The 20,952-nt window shown below is 42.9% G+C and carries 18 protein-coding genes; 6 read left to right on the top strand and 12 right to left on the bottom strand.

The genetic code is table 11. The features are described from left to right. Nucleotides 1-23 precede the first annotated feature (23 nt). Nucleotides 24-479 (bottom strand): ribosome maturation factor RimP, encoded by a 456-nt coding sequence (gene rimP / locus LU361_RS10755; protein ID WP_233088848.1) that lies wholly within the window; start codon nt 477-479, stop codon nt 24-26. Between the two features lie 824 nt (nt 480-1,303). Here rimP and LU361_RS10750 point away from each other — a divergent pair. Continuing rightward, nucleotides 1,304-2,065 (top strand): SDR family NAD(P)-dependent oxidoreductase, encoded by a 762-nt coding sequence (locus LU361_RS10750; RefSeq protein WP_233088847.1) that lies wholly within the window; start codon nt 1,304-1,306, stop codon nt 2,063-2,065. A 101-nt stretch (nt 2,066-2,166) separates the two neighbouring features. Here LU361_RS10750 and LU361_RS10745 read toward each other — a convergent pair whose 3' ends face one another. Then, nucleotides 2,167-3,282 carry an enoyl-CoA hydratase/isomerase family protein gene (locus LU361_RS10745; RefSeq protein ID WP_233088846.1) on the bottom strand — a complete coding sequence of 372 codons (1,116 nt, stop codon included), beginning with the start codon at nt 3,280-3,282 and terminating at the stop codon, nt 2,167-2,169. 463 nt (nt 3,283-3,745) lie between these two features. Between LU361_RS10745 and LU361_RS10740 the strand changes: the two genes are divergently transcribed. From LU361_RS10740 to LU361_RS10730, 3 genes are all read left to right on the top strand, one after another. Then, on the top strand, nt 3,746-5,248 hold the full coding sequence (locus LU361_RS10740; protein ID WP_233088845.1) for an AlkA N-terminal domain-containing protein: 1,503 nt from the start codon (nt 3,746-3,748) through the stop codon (nt 5,246-5,248). After that, a complete protein-coding gene (locus LU361_RS10735; protein ID WP_233088844.1) occupies nt 5,238-5,759 on the top strand; it encodes a methylated-DNA--[protein]-cysteine S-methyltransferase in 522 nt (173 codons plus the stop codon). The genes LU361_RS10740 and LU361_RS10735 overlap by 11 nt, the downstream gene beginning before the upstream one ends. Before the next feature lie 197 nt (nt 5,760-5,956). Next, the gene (locus LU361_RS10730; protein ID WP_233088843.1) at nt 5,957-7,063 is read left to right on the top strand and encodes a transporter; all 1,107 of its coding nucleotides are present in this window, start codon (nt 5,957-5,959) and stop codon (nt 7,061-7,063) included. Nucleotides 7,064-7,153: 90 nt separating this feature from the next. On the opposite strand, the gene fghA is transcribed toward LU361_RS10730, so the two are convergent. After that, nucleotides 7,154-7,990 (bottom strand): S-formylglutathione hydrolase, encoded by an 837-nt coding sequence (fghA, locus tag LU361_RS10725; protein ID WP_286206492.1) that lies wholly within the window; start codon nt 7,988-7,990, stop codon nt 7,154-7,156. Nucleotides 7,991-8,360: 370 nt separating this feature from the next. Further along, nucleotides 8,361-9,470 (bottom strand): S-(hydroxymethyl)glutathione dehydrogenase/class III alcohol dehydrogenase, encoded by a 1,110-nt coding sequence (locus tag LU361_RS10720; protein ID WP_233088841.1) that lies wholly within the window; start codon nt 9,468-9,470, stop codon nt 8,361-8,363. 122 nt (nt 9,471-9,592) lie between these two features. Between LU361_RS10720 and LU361_RS10715 the strand changes: the two genes are divergently transcribed. Together LU361_RS10715 and LU361_RS10710 are read left to right on the top strand one after the other, a co-directional pair. Then, the gene (locus LU361_RS10715; RefSeq protein WP_233088840.1) at nt 9,593-10,468 is read left to right on the top strand and encodes a LysR substrate-binding domain-containing protein; all 876 of its coding nucleotides are present in this window, start codon (nt 9,593-9,595) and stop codon (nt 10,466-10,468) included. Nucleotides 10,469-11,134: 666 nt separating this feature from the next. Next, a complete protein-coding gene (locus LU361_RS10710) occupies nt 11,135-12,235 on the top strand; it encodes an acyltransferase family protein (RefSeq protein ID WP_233088839.1) in 1,101 nt (366 codons plus the stop codon). Between the two features lie 111 nt (nt 12,236-12,346). On the opposite strand, the gene LU361_RS10705 is transcribed toward LU361_RS10710, so the two are convergent. The 8 genes from LU361_RS10705 to xdhC all read right to left on the bottom strand — a co-directional run bounded on the left by LU361_RS10705 (nt 12,347) and on the right by xdhC (nt 20,926). Continuing rightward, nucleotides 12,347-12,928, bottom strand: a complete 582-nt coding sequence (locus LU361_RS10705; protein ID WP_233088838.1) for a superoxide dismutase — start codon at nt 12,926-12,928, stop codon at nt 12,347-12,349. A gap of 566 nt (nt 12,929-13,494) precedes the next feature. After that, nucleotides 13,495-15,030, bottom strand: coding sequence for an FMN-binding glutamate synthase family protein (locus LU361_RS10700; RefSeq protein ID WP_233088837.1), 1,536 nt, complete (start codon nt 15,028-15,030; stop codon nt 13,495-13,497). Between the two features lie 180 nt (nt 15,031-15,210). Beyond that, on the bottom strand, nt 15,211-16,227 hold the full coding sequence (locus tag LU361_RS10695) for an acyltransferase family protein (RefSeq protein WP_233088836.1): 1,017 nt from the start codon (nt 16,225-16,227) through the stop codon (nt 15,211-15,213). A gap of 380 nt (nt 16,228-16,607) precedes the next feature. Beyond that, nucleotides 16,608-17,813 carry a urate hydroxylase PuuD gene (locus tag LU361_RS10690; RefSeq protein ID WP_233088835.1) on the bottom strand — a complete coding sequence of 402 codons (1,206 nt, stop codon included), beginning with the start codon at nt 17,811-17,813 and terminating at the stop codon, nt 16,608-16,610. A 24-nt stretch (nt 17,814-17,837) separates the two neighbouring features. Further along, complete coding sequence (gene guaD, locus LU361_RS10685; protein WP_233088834.1) at nt 17,838-19,121, bottom strand: guanine deaminase; 1,284 nt, start codon at nt 19,119-19,121, stop codon at nt 17,838-17,840. Nucleotides 19,122-19,133: 12 nt separating this feature from the next. Next, on the bottom strand, nt 19,134-19,481 hold the full coding sequence (gene uraH / locus LU361_RS10680) for a hydroxyisourate hydrolase (RefSeq protein WP_233088833.1): 348 nt from the start codon (nt 19,479-19,481) through the stop codon (nt 19,134-19,136). 31 nt (nt 19,482-19,512) lie between these two features. Further along, entirely contained in the window at nt 19,513-20,019 is a 507-nt protein-coding gene (gene uraD, locus LU361_RS10675) for a 2-oxo-4-hydroxy-4-carboxy-5-ureidoimidazoline decarboxylase (protein WP_233088832.1), read from the bottom strand. Between the two features lie 7 nt (nt 20,020-20,026). Beyond that, nucleotides 20,027-20,926 (bottom strand): xanthine dehydrogenase accessory protein XdhC, encoded by a 900-nt coding sequence (gene xdhC / locus LU361_RS10670; RefSeq protein ID WP_233088831.1) that lies wholly within the window; start codon nt 20,924-20,926, stop codon nt 20,027-20,029. Nucleotides 20,927-20,952: the final 26 nt, after the last annotated feature.

Genomic DNA, 20,952 nt, shown 5'->3' with positions numbered 1-20,952 from the left:
TCTCGCCTCGTTCTACTCCACCCCTAAAACTGGGGAACAATTGTGGCTTTTTCTATGGAACTGATGGGCAATAGGTATTCCTCTTCGTCAACGGCTACCACGACGTCTTCGTTTTCGACGCCTCGCAGCTGACCCTTAAATTTGCGTTTTCCGTCAAATGCGGTGCGCAAACGAATACTGACTTGCTCGCCAATAAACTGTGTGTATTGCTCAAGTGTGAATAAGGTGCGGTCAGCACCAGGGGAAGAAACTTCCAATACGTACTCACCGGAAATAGGATCTTCAACATCTAGCACGCTGCTCAACTGTCGACTGACGCGTTCGCAATCAGTAACACTGACGCCGGAAGATTTTTCGATAAAAATGCGCAAGGTACTATGGCGACCTTGGGAAAGGTATTCGATACCCCAGAGGTCACAATCTAATGCCTCAACGGAAGGCTTTAGGAGTGCGGTTAACTGTTCAAGTCTCGCTGACATATATGTGCTTAACAATCTCTCCAGTGAGTAAGAAATAGGGATGTGTCGTCCCCAGAAAGTAAAAAAGGGCCTTAGGCCCATTTTTAGCTCCCGAACGACCGGGTAGAAATTTTAAATATGAAAAAGCCCCTAGACATTGAGGGGCTTTTTCATAACTAAAATTATAAGTGCAAGAGAGTAATAACCACTTGCAGCGAGGAATTAGCAATTCATGACTTAAGTCACACCTAAACAGGTTAACGAAGTAGGAAGCAATCCGACTTCACAAAATTATCTACGCTGCGACTCCAGTCTTGGAATCCACACTGAATTTACCCGGCACGTTACTTTCATAGAACCTTTGAGCGACTGAACAGATTAACATTCAGACCAGCTAAGTCTCAGATCAATTCAACTAAATCTCAGATCGACTAAGTTGTGTTGAATACTTAGATTGTTTCAGTAATAACGAAGTTACTTAAAAATAACGATATTACTTAAAGGTTCTTTAAGAGGGAGCCCGTACATCAGGTCGCGGATTATAACGACACAATCACGTTAATTCAATAACATCACCACTGTTGAAGCAAATTCTTATCGGGTTGTGAAACCGCATTCAATTCTCTGTCGCAATCGAGTAATCACTTTCTGTTTGCAAAGATTTTAGCGCGGTATTAACGTTTCCAACTCGGTACTCATAAGAGGGCTTTTCGCCCACCTTTAATGGCCTCTGAGGCGAGAAAAATCTACAACGATTTTCCCATCGGAATCCAGAAAACACGAGTAACTCAGTTTGAAACGGGTTTAGAAACCCCAAGCTGTCGACTTAATCCTTAGGAGATTCAATGACTTTCACTGCATGTATAACCGGTGCAACCTCAGGTTTCGGCAGAGCAGCCGCCGAAAAATTTGCTCAACAAGGTTGGCACTTGTTATTAACTGGGAGACGCGAAGAAAGGCTGAAAGAGATCAAAGAGCAGTTGTCTCAATACACGGTTGTTGAGACGATGGTTCTCGATGTTCAAGATACCGAAGCCTGCAAAGAAAAGCTCTCGCAGCTCCCTCCATCTCTCGCACCGTTAAAAGTACTCGTCAACAACGCCGGGCTCGCATTGGGTACCGCGCCTGCTCAAGACGCGAGTTTGGATCAGTGGCATCAAATGATAGATACCAATGTGAAGGGCCTATCAACAGTAACCTACGTTTTACTGCCAAAGCTCATCGAATGCGGCGCGGGCGCAAGCATTATTAATATTGGCTCAATAGCCGGTTTGTATCCTTACCCAGGCGGCAATGTTTACTGCGGAACAAAAGCATTTGTCGAACAATTCTCAAAAGCATTGCGCTGCGATTTGTTAGGCACAGGCGTACGGGTATCGAACGTAGCACCGGGTATGGCGGAAACTGAATTTACCCTGGTCAGAACCAGCGGTAATCAGCAAGCCAGCGATGACCTCTACAAAGGTGTTGATGCCATTCAAGCAAGCGACATTGCTGACACTTTGCTGTACTTGGCCAACTTACCAGACCATTTAAACATCAACGAACTGGAAATCATGCCGACACAACAAGCGTGGTCGCCTTTTGCAGTAAATAGAAAATCGTAAATATTTTATTGTTGTGCTTTTCATTTGAGCTCAACAGCCCTGAATGCAAGCTTCGATAATTTTTCAATCGAACACACATTCAGGGCGCTCAACACGCAGCGCTAATCCAAATCAGCAAATGGGTTTTTACTTAAACCCTGGGTATTGAAGTGATCGTCAATATGCATGGAAGTAACCGACTGAATATTGTTCGGTTCGTACTGAGGGTTTTTGTCTTTATCGACCAACAGTGCTCGCACACCTTCTCTGAAGTGACTTAAACGCAAGCAATTCACGGCAATGACCCAATCTTGATAGAACACTTCTTTCAGCGACATATGCAACGCTTTTTGCAGTAATACAGGCACTAATGCAACCGTAACTGGGCAGCCATTTTTAAGTGTCTTAGACGCTCTTGTTAACCACTCATCTTCGCCGCTGTAGCTGGCGATATTTTGGTAGGTCTCTTCAAACGTAATACCAGAGGTCAGCGTTTGAATTTCATCGAAATGCTCGCGAACAATGGAATCCGGGCGGTCGACAGACTGCGCTTCAAACTGAGTGATCAAACGTGAAATCTGAGTGTGATGCTCACTTGAATCACCCCACGACAGTGAAATCAAGCCGTCGAAAAAAGAATCCCACTGATCGTTATTTAAGAAATGATCGGCAAGACCAACAAACAAGGTATCGGCGGCATTAATTGGAACGCCTGTGAGCGCCATAAACAATCCCACGCGACCCGGCATTTTATTCAAAAACCAAGCAGCGCCAACATCGGGGAAAAGACCAATGGTCACTTCTGGCATAGCCAGGCGTGTAGTTTCGGTAACAATTCGATGGCTCGCACCCGCCATAAGACCAAGCCCGCCACCCATAACAACGCCGCTGCCCCAAACAATGATCGGTTTGGAATAGGTATGAATCGTGTAGTCTAAACGGTATTCTTTCGCGAAAAACTCCGCACCGACGCCGTCGTTGGCAATGCTGGATTCACGCAAGTGCACAACATCACCACCGGCGCAAAAGCCACGTTCACCCGCACCGCGCAATACAACACAAGCCACACTGTCATCAGTCTGCCACTGCGCCAAACGACTGAGCAGCAAATTAACCATTTCAAAGGATAATGCGTTAATGCTCTTAGGCGCATTTAGTGTTGCCACAGCAATTTTCAAATCGTTTTGACCGATAATTTCTTGAAAATCAACAGGCGACTTTAACTCTGTATCTGACATTAAGCCTCCGCAAAACAATGGGTTATGTACCTATAGGAGCTTCTGATTAACCTCAAGATTACTCAGGCCAAGGAGTTTTTTTCTGATCAAGGCGTGCTTTTGAAGGTCTAACGGGTTAAATCGAAAAAGCACAACGCGGAGCAGGAAAAAACTGGCAGGCCCTGAAAGGCGCGGTCTCAAGCGCACATTTGCGGCGTTGCCGTTTTTATTAAGGACTCAGGCCATTAATTGCAAACGGCGCCTTGCAACTGCACGCTTGAGATCACGCTGAGTGATGTTGAGGTTAATCAGAGGCTCCTATAGATCCTATATATACGTCTCAAATGATGTTAGCGGTTAAAAGTTACCAAAAACAACCCGACAAAAGTGCAACAAACGGTTAACATTTCTTTAAGCGCAAATAGAAACATAAAAGCTGTGCCGACAAAGTTGACCAAAGTCGCTTTTCGGCAGCTAAAAATCCATGTCCGTATTCCGCCAGAATTGCGGCGGTTGTCGGTTTAGTATTGGCACTATGCAACCGATTCCTAACAATTACCTTAAAGCTTTTTTTTCTCGCGACGAGCGATTTGACGGCATATTTTTTACCGGCGTAAAAACAACCGGCGTTTACTGCCGTCCTATTTGCAGTGCTCGTAAACCCAAGCAAGAAAATTGCATTATGTTTGATTCCGCCGCGCAAGCAGAACAGTCAGGTTTTCGCCCTTGCCTTCGTTGTCGCCCCGAATTAGCACCCCTGCCAAGTTTTCAATCCAGCGAACAAGACAACGCTCAACGAATTATTGCTTTTGTGCAAATGAATTTATCCTACGGAAAGGATTGCTTAACGGCAACACAATCCAATTTAGGCATTGGCGAACGGCAATTGCGCAGAATGACGGCGGAATTATTTGGTGTTACACCCACGCAATTAATTCAAACCTATCGTCTATTACTTGCCAAACAATTACTGACCGACACACAGTTGCCAATTACCGATGTCGCATTAAGCAGTGGTTTTGATAGCATCAGGCGCTTTAACGAAGTGTTTAAATCAAACTACAAACTAACACCATCGCAATTACGCCGCGAAACCGTCAATCACGGCAAGAAAAGCCAAACGGTAAAACTCAATGTAAGTTATCGTCGGCCTTTTTTGTGGTCTCGCTTATTAAATTTTTTAAGCAGTCGAACATTAAAAGGTGTCGAACTGATTCACGGCGACAGTTATTTTCGTACCATCGAAATAAATAATCACCGCGGCATTGTTAATGTGACCAACAATGAAAAACGCTCGGCATTGGAACTCACCATCAGTGAGGAATTAACGCCGGTCATTTCACAGGTTTTGGTCAGAATTAAACACCTATTTGATGTTAACGCGCAGCCAGAACTCATCGCCACTCATTTAAATCAAAAAAACTTACCGGGTAATTTCAGTGAAAACAGTTTTGGCTTGCGAGTTCCCGGCGCTTTCAACGGATTTGAGCTAGCCATCCGCGCCGTGCTCGGGCAACAGGTAACGGTCAAAGCAGCGAGAACGTTATCGGGAAGATTCAGCGAATATTTTGGTGACCCAATCGAAACCGATTTCGAAGAACTCAACCGAATGAGCCCATCGCCTGAAAGAATTGCCAGAGCAACACTCGATGAAATTTGTTCATTAGGCATCGTCAGCGCGAGAGCCAACGCCATTATTGAAATCGCACAACGTGTGTTGGATCAACGACTGACATTAGAACCCGGAGGGGATCCCAATTTAGTCATACAACAATTACTCGACATTAAAGGTATTGGCCCTTGGACCTCGCAATACATTGCCTTTCGAGTTTTACGCTGGCCCGATGCATTTCCGAAAGAAGATATCGGTATTCGCAACGCCTTGGGCAGACCAAGTCCTAAACAGGCACTGGAAATTTCACAAAGTTGGAGTCCTTGGCGCAGCTATGCGGTACTCCATTTATGGGATACATTAAATGACCAATAAAGTTTTAGATACAGAAGTTTCAGCCGTAATTGCAAGCCCACTGGGAGAATTGATTCTCACCGGAATCCCACTCAGTGATTCAGAAGTGGAATTGACGGGAATATTTTTTCCGGAGCATAAAATTTACGATCGCGTTTCTGAGTTACCCAAAAATAAAAAATTATTCGAAAATACGATCATACAATTAAACGAATATTTCGAGGGTACTCGACAAGAGTTCGATCTTCCGCTGCGACCTCAAGGCACCGAATTCAGAAAAACGGTATGGGAAAAGCTCGTTAATATTCCTTACGGAGAAACGCGAAGCTATCACGACATCAGTGTCGAAATAAATAACCCCAAAGCTTGTCGAGCAGTGGGCGCCGCCAACGGAGCCAATCCAATTTCCATTATTATTCCCTGCCATAGAGTGATTGCGCAAAACGGCGCATTAACAGGTTATGCCGGTGGCATGGACGCAAAACAATGGCTTCTCACACACGAGAAAAAATTCTCGAACAAGCAGCGTTAAAAAGTCAGCGTTAATAATCTACGATTAAATTATCTAAAGTTAACACAAGATTTACATTTAAATTTTCTTTATAAAATTAAATGTAAATCAAACACAATAATTATTAACGCTGCCTGCGGCAGAATGTCACACTTATTTTTAAGCCCCAGCCATTATTATTTCACACATTAAATTTTTGATTTAACGGTGAAACAACAATGGCCATCAAAAACCGAAAACTTCCTGTAAAATTCAACGCACTTTTTTTAGCAACCGCGGCTTTTTCTTGCTCACAAGCTTTCGCGCATCCAGGTGCGGCTATCGCCGGTAATGTTGATGCGATTAACGCAGATTCCCACGCCCCAATTGGTGTTATGGGCGATCACATGCACAAAGCAGGCGAATGGATGTTGTCTTATCGATACATGGAAATGGAAATGGACGGCAACCTCAACGGTGATGACTCCATTACACCCACAGAAATCGTAAATACTTTGGCAAATCCATTCGCTGGTCCGGCCAATGTTCGCGTAGTGCCAATCAACATGACCACCAAAATGCATATGATTGGCTTAATGTACGCGCCGACTGACAATCTAACGTTGATGGCAATGGTTAATCACACCACCAAAGAAATGGATCACATCACATTCCAAGGCGGTATGGGCACAACAGAACTGGGCAGATTCACCACCAAAGCCTCGGGTATTGGCGATACTAAAATTGCTGGTTTATATCGACTGTTCGACGATCCAACTCACCACGTGCATTTAAACGTTGGCTTTAGTTTACCGACAGGTTCTATCAAAGAGACTGACGATGTTTTATCGCCGATGAATACGCGTCCGAACTTGCGTCTGCCTTACCCTATGCAATTAGGCACCGGCACCTTCGATTTTGAACCAGGATTAACCTACACAGGAAAACGCAATCAGTGGGCTTGGGGCGCACAATACAAAGCGATGATTCGTCTTTCTGAAAACAGCCAGGATTACACGTTTGGCGACGCCCATCAGATTTCAAGCTGGGCGAGTTACAGCTATTCACCCTCAATCAGTTTTTCTGCACGATTGACTGGTAAAACCGTCGATGAAATTGACGGACAAGACGACAACATTACCGCCCCGGTTCAAACAGCAAATCCAAACAACCAAGGCGGCGATTACGTAAATCTCGGCTTTGGATTTAACTCAGTATTTCAAGAAGGTTGGTTGCGAGGGCACAGAATCGCGCTTGAATATTCAATGCCAATTATGCAAGACGTAAACGGCATTCAATTAGAAATGGAAAATATGCTGACTTTTGGTTACCAATACGCATTTTAATAAATAATTAAGAATACTGTGATTAACACAACGGACGCGTTAATCACAGCACTTCAATTACAGCGGGTATTTATGGGTAATTCAAAAAAGTTACAGTAAATTTTTTGCGTGGAATTTAATATGTTCGCCAATAAAACTGGCGACAAAAAAGTAACTGTGATCGTAACCAGATTGAATACGCAAAGAAATAGGATAATCCGCAGCCATTGCGGCTTGCTCTAACAATTTAGGCTTTAATTGTGCTTCTAAAAAGTTATCGGCGTCACCTTGATCAATTAAAATGGGCAAACGCTCAGTCGATTTTCTAATTAATTCTATGGTGTCGTACTTTTTCCAACGGCTTTCGTCGTCACCTAAATAATTACCGAATGCTTTTTGCCCCCAAGGACACTGCATTGGCGAACAAATTGGCGCAAAAGCAGAAACTGAACGGAACAGTTCAGGATTTTTTAACGCAATGGTCAGCGCACCGTGACCACCCATTGAGTGACCAGAAATAGAAGACAAATCGCTGTTGATTGGAAATTCAGAAGCAATTAATTGTGGTAATTCATGAACGATGTAATCGTACATGTTGTAATGTTTAGACCAAGGCTCTTGTGTAGCATTTAAATAAAAGCCCGCACCCAAACCAAAATCGTATGCCTCTTCTGGATCATCTGGTACATCTATTCCGCGAGGGCTGGTATCTGGCGCAACAATAGCAACACCAAAATCGGACGCGTATTCTTGCGCACCGGCTTTGGTAACAAAATTTTCATCGGTACAGGTTAAACCAGACAACCAATAAATAACTGGAACGGCACCTTCTTTTGCTTTTGGCGGAAGGAAAATAGAAAATTTCATTTCGCACTGCAAAACATCTGAATAGTGGACGTATCGCAACTGCTCACCGTCAAAACATTTTGCACTGCTGATTTTCTGCAATTTCATTTTTCGACTCGTAACCATTAGAGAATGACAGATTACCGTTTACTGTATTAGGTACAACGCATTTGCGAGTACGCCATTGTTAGCAAGAAAGAATAAAAAACAACGGCCCTATTACACCAGCGGATAAAAAATGTCGCAGATTACTGAATTAATCGATTAGTTCAAGTAGTTTTGTACCTGCCAACCGTATTATTTTTTGAAAGCCGATTATTAACCACACAAACAACCATGATTAATAATCCAAAAAAGCCTCTGACTAACTCCAAAACAACTCAGCATAATTCATCAAAAACAATGAATTAGCGTGAACAATCTTGAAGTTAGCCAGAGGCTCAAACACCCTACTACCCTTTTTTATTTAATCTTAATCGTATAAAACAACCGATCGAATACTTTCACCCGAATGCATCAAATCGAACGCTTTATTAATATCGTTCAATGGCATGGTATGAGTAATTAGATCGTCGATATTAATTTTGCCATCCATGTACCAATCAACAATTTTTGGTACATCTGTTCTACCACGCGCACCACCAAATGCCGTACCTTTCCAACTGCGACCAGTCACCAATTGGAATGGACGTGTACTGATTTCTTGGCCAGCACCGGCAACACCAACAATACAGCTTTCGCCCCAGCCTTTGTGGCAACATTCCAACGCCTGACGCATCACTTCAACATTGCCAATGCATTCAAAACTGTAATCCACACCACCGCCGGTGAGCTGAATGATGTGATCAACCACATTGTCGACTTCTTTTGGATTAATAAAATCAGTCATTCCAAAACGCTTGGCTAATTCCACTTTTGACGAATTAAGATCGATACCAATAATTCGCGTGGCGCCAACCATTTTCGCACCTTGAATAACATTCAAGCCAATGCCACCCAAACCAAACACGGCAACTGTTGAACCGGCCTCGACCTTCATGGTGAAAGCAACAGCACCAATGCCGGTAGTTACACCACAACCGATGTAACAAATTTTGTCGAAAGGAGCGTCTTCGCGAACTTTTGCCAGGGCAATTTCTGGCAAAACGGTATAATTTGAAAAGGTTGAACAACCCATGTAATGCAAAATTGGCTGGCCATCTAAGGAAAAACGGCTGGTGCCGTCAGGCATTAAGCCTTGCCCCTGAGTGGTTCTGATGGATTGACACAAATTGGTTTTTGGATGCAGACAGAAATTGCACTCTCTACATTCCGGAGTATACAACGGAATCACGTGGTCGCCCGGTTTTAGGCTCTTAACACCTTCACCGACATCAACAACAACACCGGCACCTTCGTGGCCGAGAATGGCTGGGAACGCGCCTTCGGGATCATCGCCCGATAAGGTAAAAGCGTCTGTGTGACACACACCCGTGGCTTTAATCTCTACCAACACCTCTCCAGCTTTAGGGCCATCCAGGTCGACATCAACCACTTCCAGTGGTTTACCGGCTTCAAATGCAACGGCCGCACGAGTTTTCATATCACGGTATCTCTTTTATGTAACGTTTTAATATGAGGAAGCATATCGGTTTCAGAAAACAGTATAAATATGCTAAATTTCATAACACTGTTGCACCACAGAAACAATAATAGAGAATCACGATGAGCCGCTGGGAAACCATTGAAGCTTTTGTCGCCGTGGTAGAAAACGGCAGCTTTTCCAAAGCCGCGGATAAATTAGAGGTGTCTAAATCTCATATCAGCCGACAAATCAGCCAATTGGAAAACCGATTGGATGTGCAGCTGTTAAACCGAACCACCCGCGTTATTTCCTTAACCGACATTGGCCAGAGTTTTTTCCCAACCTGTAAAGAGATTTTGGCAACCCTGGAAGACGCCGAACGCGCGCTGATCGACCAACAGCAGAAACCTCGCGGACTGCTAAGAATCAGCGCTGCCGGTTTGTTTGGTGAAGATTTTGTCGCGCCAGCGGCTATTCAATTTATGCAAAAATACCCAGACATTAAAATTGACATGGATTTTAGCAATCGCGTTGTCGATGTAATTTCAGAGGGTTATGACATTGCTATTCGAGCTGGCCGACTTCAAGATTCATCATTGATTGCCCGCCGAATTGCCCCACGCCGATTGGTGGTTTGCGCAAGCCCAAAATATTACGAAAAAAAAGGTAAGCCTAATAACATTCACACGTTAACAAACCACAATTGTTTAATGGGCACCCTACACACTTGGCGTTTTAAAGAAAATCAACGCCACATTGACCTTCGTTTAAGCGGAAGCTGGCAGAGCAACAATGGTCGTGCGTTGGTTCACGCCGCCTTAGAAGGATTAGGATTGGTTCAGTTACCGCTGTTTTATGTGGAAAAATATTTAAACCAAGGCTTGCTTGAAACCGTGTTAGAAGACAACAACCCAACAGACACAGGAACCTGGGCGGTGTACCCAAGCAGCCGTCACCTGTCACAAAAGGTTCGTTTATTTATTAATTTTTTGGTGGAAGAATTTTCTAAAATCTAGGGCCTGTTCACACTAATTTAACCGCACCTGTCGCCCCTAAAACGCGTCAGTCTAGGCGTGAGGAGTGCAGTTTAGCGCGCTAAATAAGCGACGAACAACAACGAATGGCGTGTTTTAGGGATGACCCTAGGGGCTCGGCGTATTTTTCCCGTATTTCGTGTTGCAGCTCGTTCATTTGGAACAACCAAATCACACTCACTGCGCCTAAAATACGAAAAAAATACGCTCCAGCAGGTGTGATTAAATTAGTGTGAACAGGCCCTAGAAAACTTCTTATAAAAACCGCTGACAAAAAACCTAATATTATTAACAAAAAACGAACACCTAAAATAACTCCCAGAAACATTCACATCGCTCTAACATTCTCGCTATTATCCTTTCACACTATAAAAACCCACTTAAAACCAAAGATTTTAAAATAAAAAATAACTGCCTAATAAAAAGTTATTGTTTCGTTAATTCTTAACCATCAATTGGCACCAATGAATCTTGTTCGAAATCATTAACGGCGATAATCTTGAAGTGATCTCCGCTGGAACCGAAACAACTCGGCACAACACATCCAATTACACCAGCAAAAACTTTAATTTTTCGATCTAAATTCAGTAGCGCATTACACACCTAACTTCATGCACTTGGTTTCGTATACTTAAAAGGAATAAAGCTGTGCCTACACACGGAAGAATCGAGTTAATTGATATTATTCGAGGCATCTCTATTTTATTGGTGATTATGGGGCATTTACCCAGTGTCTTTGGCTACGGCGGGCCGTTATCTGATTTGTCGTTATTTAGAATGCCGCTGTTCTTTTTTATTTCCGGCACGGTGTTTTCTCTTAACAAACCCACCACTATTTTTGTACTTCAAAAAACTGACCAATTACTTAAGCCCTATTTTGTTACCCTGTTTGCGCTTGTTGCCCTAGAAACTGTACTGACTCATCAGTTACCGTTGCAAGCAATCATGGGCGTTATTTACGGAAATCGAGACACCATAGAATGGAAGCCGTTATGGTATTTAACGCATTTATGGTTGGTGTTTATTTTTTGTTTTTTATTCAGCAAATCAATTCAACTGTTTCATAAAAGCCTTTTCCAAAAATCACTTGTTATCAGCACATTATTTTTGACAGGGTATTTTATCAGTTACTCTCTATCGCCTATTTCAGTTTCATTGCCAATTTTTCAAGAAGGTGCAAACCCTAACACTTCATCCGGTTTGCCATTCAGAATGGAATCTTTATTCATCAGTGCGAGCTTTTTTCTCGCCGGATCAATAACCAAAGAACGCGTAAAAAATTACCAGCCTAACATTGTCTATGCTGCTTTCTCGGCAATCGTATTTTTAATGATAGCCATTTTAACACCAGCCTACGTAGACATTGGTAAGGGAGAATATCGCTATCCTTGGTATTCGTTACCGGCATCTGTAGCGGGAATTTATTTAGTGGTTTATGTTTCTTACTTTATTAATCGAACCGTATTTGCAAAACGATGGTTGATTTTGTGTGGAGAATCGAGCCTTTTTATTCTTATTTTTCACTGGTTTGTGCAATTCAAAGCCTACGCTATTTTAACGAAGTTTTTTGGCGAAGAGTTTGTTGTTATCAACTCGATAATATCGTTTTTATTGGGCGTTTTTATTCCGGTGATGATTCGCTTTGTTGTTAGAATGAGCCCTTTACTCTCTATTTTTTACTTACCCGTGGTTGGTAAACCTATCTCCATTCAGTTGATAAGAAAACCGATTAAAGTTGATTACTCATAAAAAAACCGCCCTAAAAAGGGCGGTTTTTGCGCGTTTAGCATTGCAGCAAGGCAAGTTTTTGAAAACAGAAAACGTGTTATTCAAACAACACCTTGCTTTATCAATTGCTACTTAGCCAAGATTTGCAGCAGCGAAATCCCAGTTAACAAGATTCCAGAATGCGTCCATGTATGCAGGACGAGCATTGCGGTAATCAATGTAGTACGCGTGTTCCCAAACATCAACAGTCAACAATGGCGTTACACCTTCGTGAGTCAATGGGCAACCTGCGTCGTCAGTGTTAAGAAGATCGAGAGAACCGTCGGCTTTCTTAACCAACCAAGTCCAGCCAGAACCGAAGTTGTTGATCGCACTGTTGGTGAATGCTTCTTTAAAATCAGCAAAAGAACCCCAAGTTGCGTTGATTGCATCAGCTAGCGCACCTGTTGGCTCACCACCGCCACTTGGGCTTAGGCAGTTCCAGTAAAAGGTGTGGTTCCAAACTTGAGCTGCGTTATTGAATAAACCACCGCTAGAAGATTTGATGATTTCTTCTAATGATTTAGACGCGTTTTCAGTACCTTCAACCAAACCATTTAGCTTAACCACGTAAGTGTTGTGGTGTTTTCCATAATGAAAATCAATAGTCTCTGCAGAGATATGAGGAGCCAAAGCATCTTTTGGGTAAGGTAATGCAGGTAATTCAAATGCCATTGTCATGATTCCTATCGTTAGTTAGGCTGAATTCAGCGGTTTTGTTATTTAAGGTAAATACGTTCGAAAACAACGCAATACCTCTTATAAAAGTAATAATGTAACGACTCTAAATGACATTAATCTGTTGGCAATTGCTTGTTTGTGTATCTTTAGACTAAAGCCGTTACTCCAGTCGCACAATCATCGTCACAAACGGCAACGCTCTCAGAAAAGTCATCGTAATGAGCTAATCCAGAAAGAAAGTTTCTCACCATGCTATGTCTATATCAAGGTGAATACGGGTGGTGTCTCTATTGCCATACATCTCGGTTACTCAATAACCAATTCACCCAGAATTTTTTCGTAATTGAATTATTAACCTTTTATTTTATAAGCGTTAATACCAAAAATTACGGTACCCTTCTTTCAAACTACCATCATTGTTTGTGCCAAAACCGAAATATCAAGTCTTGCTCAGCATTTAATTTCTGGAGCGCGACCTTGTAGGCATGATTTTTTTGAGAATAAAAATCATTCTTAAAAAATATTCCAACAAACTCCGCTGACCAATAGTTGGTATTCCACTAAGGTGACGAGGACGATTCTTTGTACTCATCACGTACGCTTGCCGCTGGAAATCGGACCGTTACTGGCTCAGGTAAACCGTGTTCATTGATTATTTGGACGTGATCTGGATTTAATTGTCTGGGATCTGCGACGCCACAGGAATGCGCTATAACACCCACTTCTTTTATCAAATTAAGGGCGTAATGCTTTACCCGTTCCGATTTTTCCGTCGGGTCTAAACCTTTTTGTAGCTCTTTATTGTGGGTCGTTATACCCGTTGGGCACGTATTGTTATTGCACTGCAACGCCTGAATACAACCTAGCGAGAACATAAAACCCCGCGCACTGACGACAAAATCTGCACCCATCGCTAGCGCCCAAGCAACGCGCCCTGGATTAATTAATTTGCCACTGGCGATAATTTTAATTCGATCACGTAAACCGTATTCCACCAAAATTCGGTTTAACGTGGGTAAACTTGACTGAATAGGCAAGCCCATAAAATCGATTAAACTCTGAGGAGCCGCACCGGTTCCGCCATCGGCACTGTCGAGCGTAATAAAATCGGGCGCGTATTCAAAACCTCGCTTATGAATCGCTTCGCAAAATTGAGTTAACCAAGCGGTATTACCCAACACCAATTTAAACCCGCAAGGTTTACCGGTAACGTCGCGCACACGCTTAAGCATGTTGAGCAACTCATCAATATTGGTGATATCGACATGGGAGTTCGGACTGATCGAATCCTCGCCTTCTGGAATATGTCGAATTTTCGCGATTTCAGGCCCCACTTTTCGCCCAGGTAAAATACCGCCTTTGCCGGGTTTCGCTCCCTGAGATAACTTAATCTCAAACATTTTTACTTGAGCGTGAGAAGCCACATCTCTCAATTTGTCTTCGTTCAGGCGTTTGTGCTCGTCTTGCACCCCGTATTTTGCTGTTCCAATTTGGTACACCAAATCACAGCCGCTTTCTAAATGATAAGGAGAAACACCTCCTTCACCGGTATTCAGCCACAAACCAGCCTTAGCAGCACCGTTTGCCAAGGCGAGTACCGCCGGCTTCGACAAAGCACCGTAGCTCATTCCTGATACGTTAAAAAAAGACTTGGCTCGAAAAGGACTGTCGGCATAGCCAAAACCAATGGTCATTGAATCCGGCTCAACATGATCTTCTGAAATGGTCGGAAACAAACAATTCAGAAAGATAAAATCTCCGGGTTGGTTTAATGGACGGGTTGATCCAAACGCAGTCGTTGAATCAAGATTTTTCGCAGCGCGATAAACCCAGGTTCTCTGTGCCCGATTGAACGGCAGCTCTTCTCGATCTTGAGCGAAAAAATACTGGCGAAAGAATTCACCCAGATACTCAAAGTAATAACGAAAACGGCCAATAACAGGATAATTTCTGCGAATCGCGTGGGATTTTTGAGTGACGTCACTCCAATACAAAGCAGCTACCCAGAGTAGCCCACCACCAACAACAAAGATAAAAATAATGGCAATAACACCGAGAAAATCCAAGGTAAAATCGGCAAGAGTTAATTCATTCATAATGATTATTAATCAGATAGGTTGAGTAAAAGCACGGCTTGTAATGACCGAATTCTATCGGAACCAGGTACTGACTCAAAGCAGGTATTCAAAGAAGGAATTCAATAAAAGCAGATAAACTTGCCGACATTAACGGTCGAACTGCATAAACCGGATAATATCAGCAAATTTTTGGGCGAATTAAGCCTTGGGTAAGACTAATTTTGAAATGGGAGCCGAAAATACGTAAGAAAGACGAAAACGATTGAACAGGTAAAGAGCAATCAATGGAACAATTAATCCTGCACTAAAACCCGCCACCAGGTGTATAACAAAGCTGTCGACACCGAAAAATTTATCCAATATAACGCGCGCGCCACTGCCGGTGAGTATGTGCATGACGTAAATGGCCATTGACGATGAGCCCAAATACAAACACCACTTACTGGGTTTTTGTGCAGCCCAAACCGATATCGCAACAACCAATAAAATTCCAACCACTGCCAACCAAAGGGTAAATACGCCGCGTTGCTCAAAATGCATATCCATCACAAAATGGAAGAAATATTGGCTCAATAGAAAGACCGCGAACAGCGAACCAATCCACTTGGGTTGCCCCAAGAATGAAATGTCATCCAATTTTCTGAACACGGCACCCAGCAAGAAAAACAAATAATAGGTCGAGAAATAAATAAATATCATTCCGTCCAGTTCAAACAATGGAGGAAATAAATACAGGATTAACGCACCCACACACGCAAGAGTCAGCGATGCGGTAAATGTCTTATAAAAAATAACGATAGAAAATAAGAAAAAGAAAAATAAAGCGTATAAGAACCAAAATTGACCGGCTGGCTCCCACAAGATCGAGACTAAGGTATTTAAATTACTGGGGTGATTGGTGTACTGCGATAATAAGATTGCAAACGACAACTGAATAATCGACCAGACAAAATACGGATAAACAACGGTGTCCACCTTATTAGCCATAAACGAAATAGGACCGCGCTTTTTAAAAGAATCAAAGAAAAATAAACCCGACAAGAAAAAAAACAGCGGCATATGAAAACTGTAAACAATACTATCGCTGTAATGATAAAAACTTTCTGATAAAGGAATTCCCGATTCAAAAATACCTCTGAGTACATGACCAAACACAACCAGCACAATGCCAATTGCTTTAGCATAATCAACCCAATAATCCCTCGACAAAGCCATTAAGCTCTCCAACCTTAAATTGGTAAATCCTTTTTCGAATTAGGAAAAATAAATCCTGCCGCATTGTACGACACAATTCACATTTTACGAATGTCCATATCAAAGCACCGGATTAGTATTTGATTAATTTTACATCAATACATTCATTACACACTGAAGACAGTAATAACAATCTAGTACTTGTAATAATTTTAAGGAATATAATGAAGATGATTGTGAGATCTTTGTAAAAGATAAAGAGAAGCTACCAGAACAAAAAAGCATTAAAAGTTTAAATTAATTTTATTCTGGTAGTAAAAACGGGGAATTCAAACAAATATTGATCTTAAATTAAGCGTTATTTCAAAAAAACCTTAGTTCTATCGATCAAATAAAAATAATTAATAACTTTCTAGCCATTGACCCAACGTATCTCTCTCTTCCTGAGTCATACCTGTTAAATTACCGAGGGGCATATATTTACTGTCGACCGAAACAGACCTAATTCTATCCGCCAGTGCGCGTACGTGTGATTCATTTTCAATCACAATACCCGCCGGTGGTGCGGCAAAAGCTGGGTTACTCGGCTGAACAGCATGACAACCTGAGCAATGAGTGTTAACAATGACCATTGCCGGATTTTCATTCAGCGCAACGGAGCTTTCCACAGAACTATCAACAGATGCTGCCTCCACGTTTGATTTTGGTGCGGCCAATACAACCAACGCCACAATTAAGGCTCCGGCTATTACAAGAATTTGTGGTTTTGTAACGCCTTGGTTTTTCAAATTAAAGAAATGTCTAATATAAGCGCTGAGCACACCAATCGCGACAATCAAAACCCAACCCAATTCGTGGCTGTAAACAATGGGGTAATGATTCGAAATCATTAACAGCACCACCGCCAGCGTAAAATAGTTGTTGTGCAGTGATCGTTGTTTTGCAAAAGCCGCCGTTGCAGCATTCGGTTGTTGGCCACTTTCAATTGCACGCATAAACGCTTTTTGTGCCGGAACAATACCGAAGAACACGTTACCAGACATAATCGTTCCGATAGCCGCGCCAACGTGCAAGGCCGCAGCACGCGGTGAAAACAACTGAAAGGCAATGTAACTCAACCCTAAAAACACCAAAGACATAACCACGGCAAAAATGGCGCCTTTGGTTACAATGGGTGTACGAATAAGAATTTCGTAAATCAGTAATGTTGATGCTAAAAAGCCAATACCCGCAGCGACTGCTTGCCAAGACGCAGTAAACACACCATCAACAGGCATTAAATAAGTACTGGCTTGGCTATAATAAATAACCGAAACCAAAAGAAAACCCGACAACCACGTGGTGTACGATTCCCATTTAACCCAGTGCAGCACTTCTGGCATTCGCTCAGGCGCTAATTCGTATTTTTGAAATTCATAAATACCGCCGCCATGAATAACCCAAACATCGCCTTTAATGCCTTTATCGGCTTTCCATTGCGGGGGTTTCCTTAAATTATTATCGACCCACACATATTTTAGAGACGATCCAATCCAGGCAATGGCTGCAAGTACATGCAGCCAACGAAAAGCCATACTAAGCCAATCCAACAAATACGCCGAAGACATAATATTCCAAACAACAATTAATATTTAATAAACACACTCGCCATGAACATAGGTATGTTTGATGTTTCGATCATCACCCATTGTCATGAATAAAAAGAGTTTTTCTGATAGGGACTGACACAGCTGATAGCGGTATTCAAACACGGAAGAACTGTCGCTGCCGAGCACGATAAAGTCGGCGTATTTACCCGTGTTGAAATTGCCAAGCTCGTCGTCGATATTCAAGCTTTTCGCATTTGCTAAAGTCAGCCAATAAAACGCCTGATATGAATGCAGTGGATAATCTTGAAGTTGCGTCACTTTATACGCTTCGTTTAGCGTTTGTAACTGACATAAACTGGTGCCCGCCCCCACATCGGTAGCAATACTGGTTGCAACACCAAATTTTTCGCTGCGGGCTAAATCGTATAATCCGCTGCCTAAAAATAAATTCGAGGTCGGACAAAAGGCAATTTTCGATTGAGTGTCAGACAAGCGCGTTAATTCGCCATCCGATAAATGAATGCCGTGACCAAAGGTACTGTTTTCACTCAACAAGCCGTAATGATCGTAAACGTCTAAATAATTTTCGTGATCAGGGTATAAGCTTTTTACCCACTCAATTTCAGAAACGTTCTCCGATAAATGCGTTTGTAAATAAACACCCGAATTTTCCCGCAATAATTTACCCGCAAATGCCAGTTGTGCCGGTGTTGATGTCGGCGCAAAACGCGGCGTCACGGTGTACAGCGAGCGGCCGTTTTTATGCCATTGATCAATCAATGCCTGCGACTGTTCGTAGCTGCTCACCGCGGTATCTTGCAAATTTTCTGGGCAGTTGCGATCCATCATCACCTTGCCCGCCAACATACAGGCGTTGTAGCGGCTGGAAGTAGTAAAAAATGCGTCGACTGACTCAGGATGCACCGTGCAATACACCATAGCGGTGGTAGTACCGTGACTGAATAGCGATTGAACAAATTGTTCAGCAACCACTTGAGCATAGGCTTGATCGGAGAACTTACTTTCTGCTGGAAAGGTGTAATTGTTCAACCAATCGAGTAATTTCTCGCCGTAACTGCCAATAATATTAATCTGTGGAAAATGCACGTGGGTATCGATAAACCCAGGCATAATCAATTGCCCAGAATAATCCACCAAATCTATATTTTCTTGCTCAATTTTAGGCAGTAATTTTTCCGCCGAATCAAGCGCAGACACACGCCCTTGTTCAACCAATAAAATCCCGTCGTCAAAAAATTCAACGCCACCACCGTCGAGTGTCGGTTCAGAAACAAAATGCAGAATACTGGCTCGATACGCTTTCATTGAATTCATGCCTTAACTGCCACGGTAAGTTGAATATCCGTGCCCGCTCAACAACAGCGGCACGTGGTAATGTTCATCACAAGCAGCAACTTGAAAGCTGATGCTTACTTCAGGATAAAAGCTTGCCGTATTTTCTTTCTCAAAATATTCAGCCGTAGCAAAAATCAACTGGTAAAGGCCCGGTTTAAATCCATAGTCTTGGCGCCAGGATTCAACGCGACCGTCACTGTTGGTGGTAGCATCACTCAACAACTGCCACTGACCGTCGTGTTTATAAAAGAGCTTGACGTTAACATCTGCCGCAGGTCGGCCTTTATTTGTGTCTAAAATATGGGTAGTAATAGGAGGACGAGTAGTCATGATTTTATGTTTCTAAAAAATAATTTTTTGGCTAATTGGTAATACGGCTGGATAAACGCAAGTGAGTAATTTTACCCTGTTCAACAGCACCGTTTTTCAATTCGTCTTGTCGGGGATTGTCTAGTCTAGCTAACAACAAGGTCAACATCTCTTCGGCCGATTTACCCGTTGCACAAACAATAAAAATAAAGCCATTTTTATCGAAGTATTCGTTGTTTTTAACCAGCAGCTCTTGCAATACACGTTCGTCGGCCAACGCAACCTGGCCCTGCTCTTTTGATGCCGCACTGTATTTTTCTTTCATGGCCGATAAATCGCCAATGCGGGCATGCCCCTGAAAAGCTTCTAAAATTTCTGCTTCACTGGCCTCAGACCAAAGCGCCTCTGCCACAGATAACACCGCCGTCAAATCGGTAAATGGTCGTGCAGCACACATGTCATGTGCCCAGCGTTGGCAATGACAAATATGCGTAAAAAATGTTGTTGCTTCATCAGTATTCAATGCATTTAACTGATCAATGGAAATGTCTGTTATCACGGAACTTTCAACCACTGTGTGACTTTGAATTATTGGGATTAATATGAATTTCTTGACCGCTGATCTCGCCAACCTCGCTGAGGTTTTTCTTAAGATCACGCCAAGAAATGCCTCGTCGATCTCGCGTTGATTGCGGATCAATCTGTTGACGAGCAATTAATTGGGCACAAATCGACACCGCAATTTCAATCGGTAATTTTCCTTTGACTTGTGGAATACCAATAGGACACACAAATCGCGCAAGAGACTGCTCATCAACACCGTCTTTTAGTAAACGTTGCTCAAATCGATTGGATTTTGTGTCCGAACCAATGGTGCCCACCAAAGAAATATCGTCTCGCTGCAAACACGCTTTGGTCAATTCATAATCCAATGCGTGGTCGTGGGTTAAAATTAAAACATCCGACGTCGCAGGCAATTGCTCAACCGCGAGAGACACCTCTTCTGGAATCAACCGCAGCTTTATGTTTGTCTCAACGGGAATCGATAAAAACTCTGGGCGTTTATCAAACCAGTGCACCTGACAGGGCATGCGCGATAATATAGGAATCAATTGCTGAGCTACATGACCAGCACCAAAAACCGCGATCTGCCAGGCAGTGGCGGCGAAGGTTTCGATCATGACACTCACCTGGCCGCCGCAACACTGTGCAGCTTCGGCAGCAAGAGGAAATGCACGAATGACGACATCGGTTTCGTTTTTTTCCAACAGTTCTCGCGCTTGCTGAGTCACTAAAAATTCGAGCTGACCACCGCCGATGGTGTCAAACGTAGATTCCTTTGTAATAACCATTTTTGATCCCGGATCTCGCGGTGTTGAACCGGAAGTTCCCAACACCGTTACCAGGGCAAATGGTGCACCGTCTTCTTTGCAATCACCAACGGCTAAATACCAAGGTCTGTCCACAACGTTTTCCTCACTGTCTCGTGTTA

The organism is Sessilibacter corallicola, assembly GCF_021290925.1.
In the GTDB taxonomy this organism is placed as follows: Bacteria; Pseudomonadota; Gammaproteobacteria; order Pseudomonadales; family Cellvibrionaceae; genus Sessilibacter; species Sessilibacter corallicola.
The sequence above is the reverse complement of the archived record's forward strand: the minus strand, read 5'-3'. Positions and strand labels throughout refer to the sequence as shown.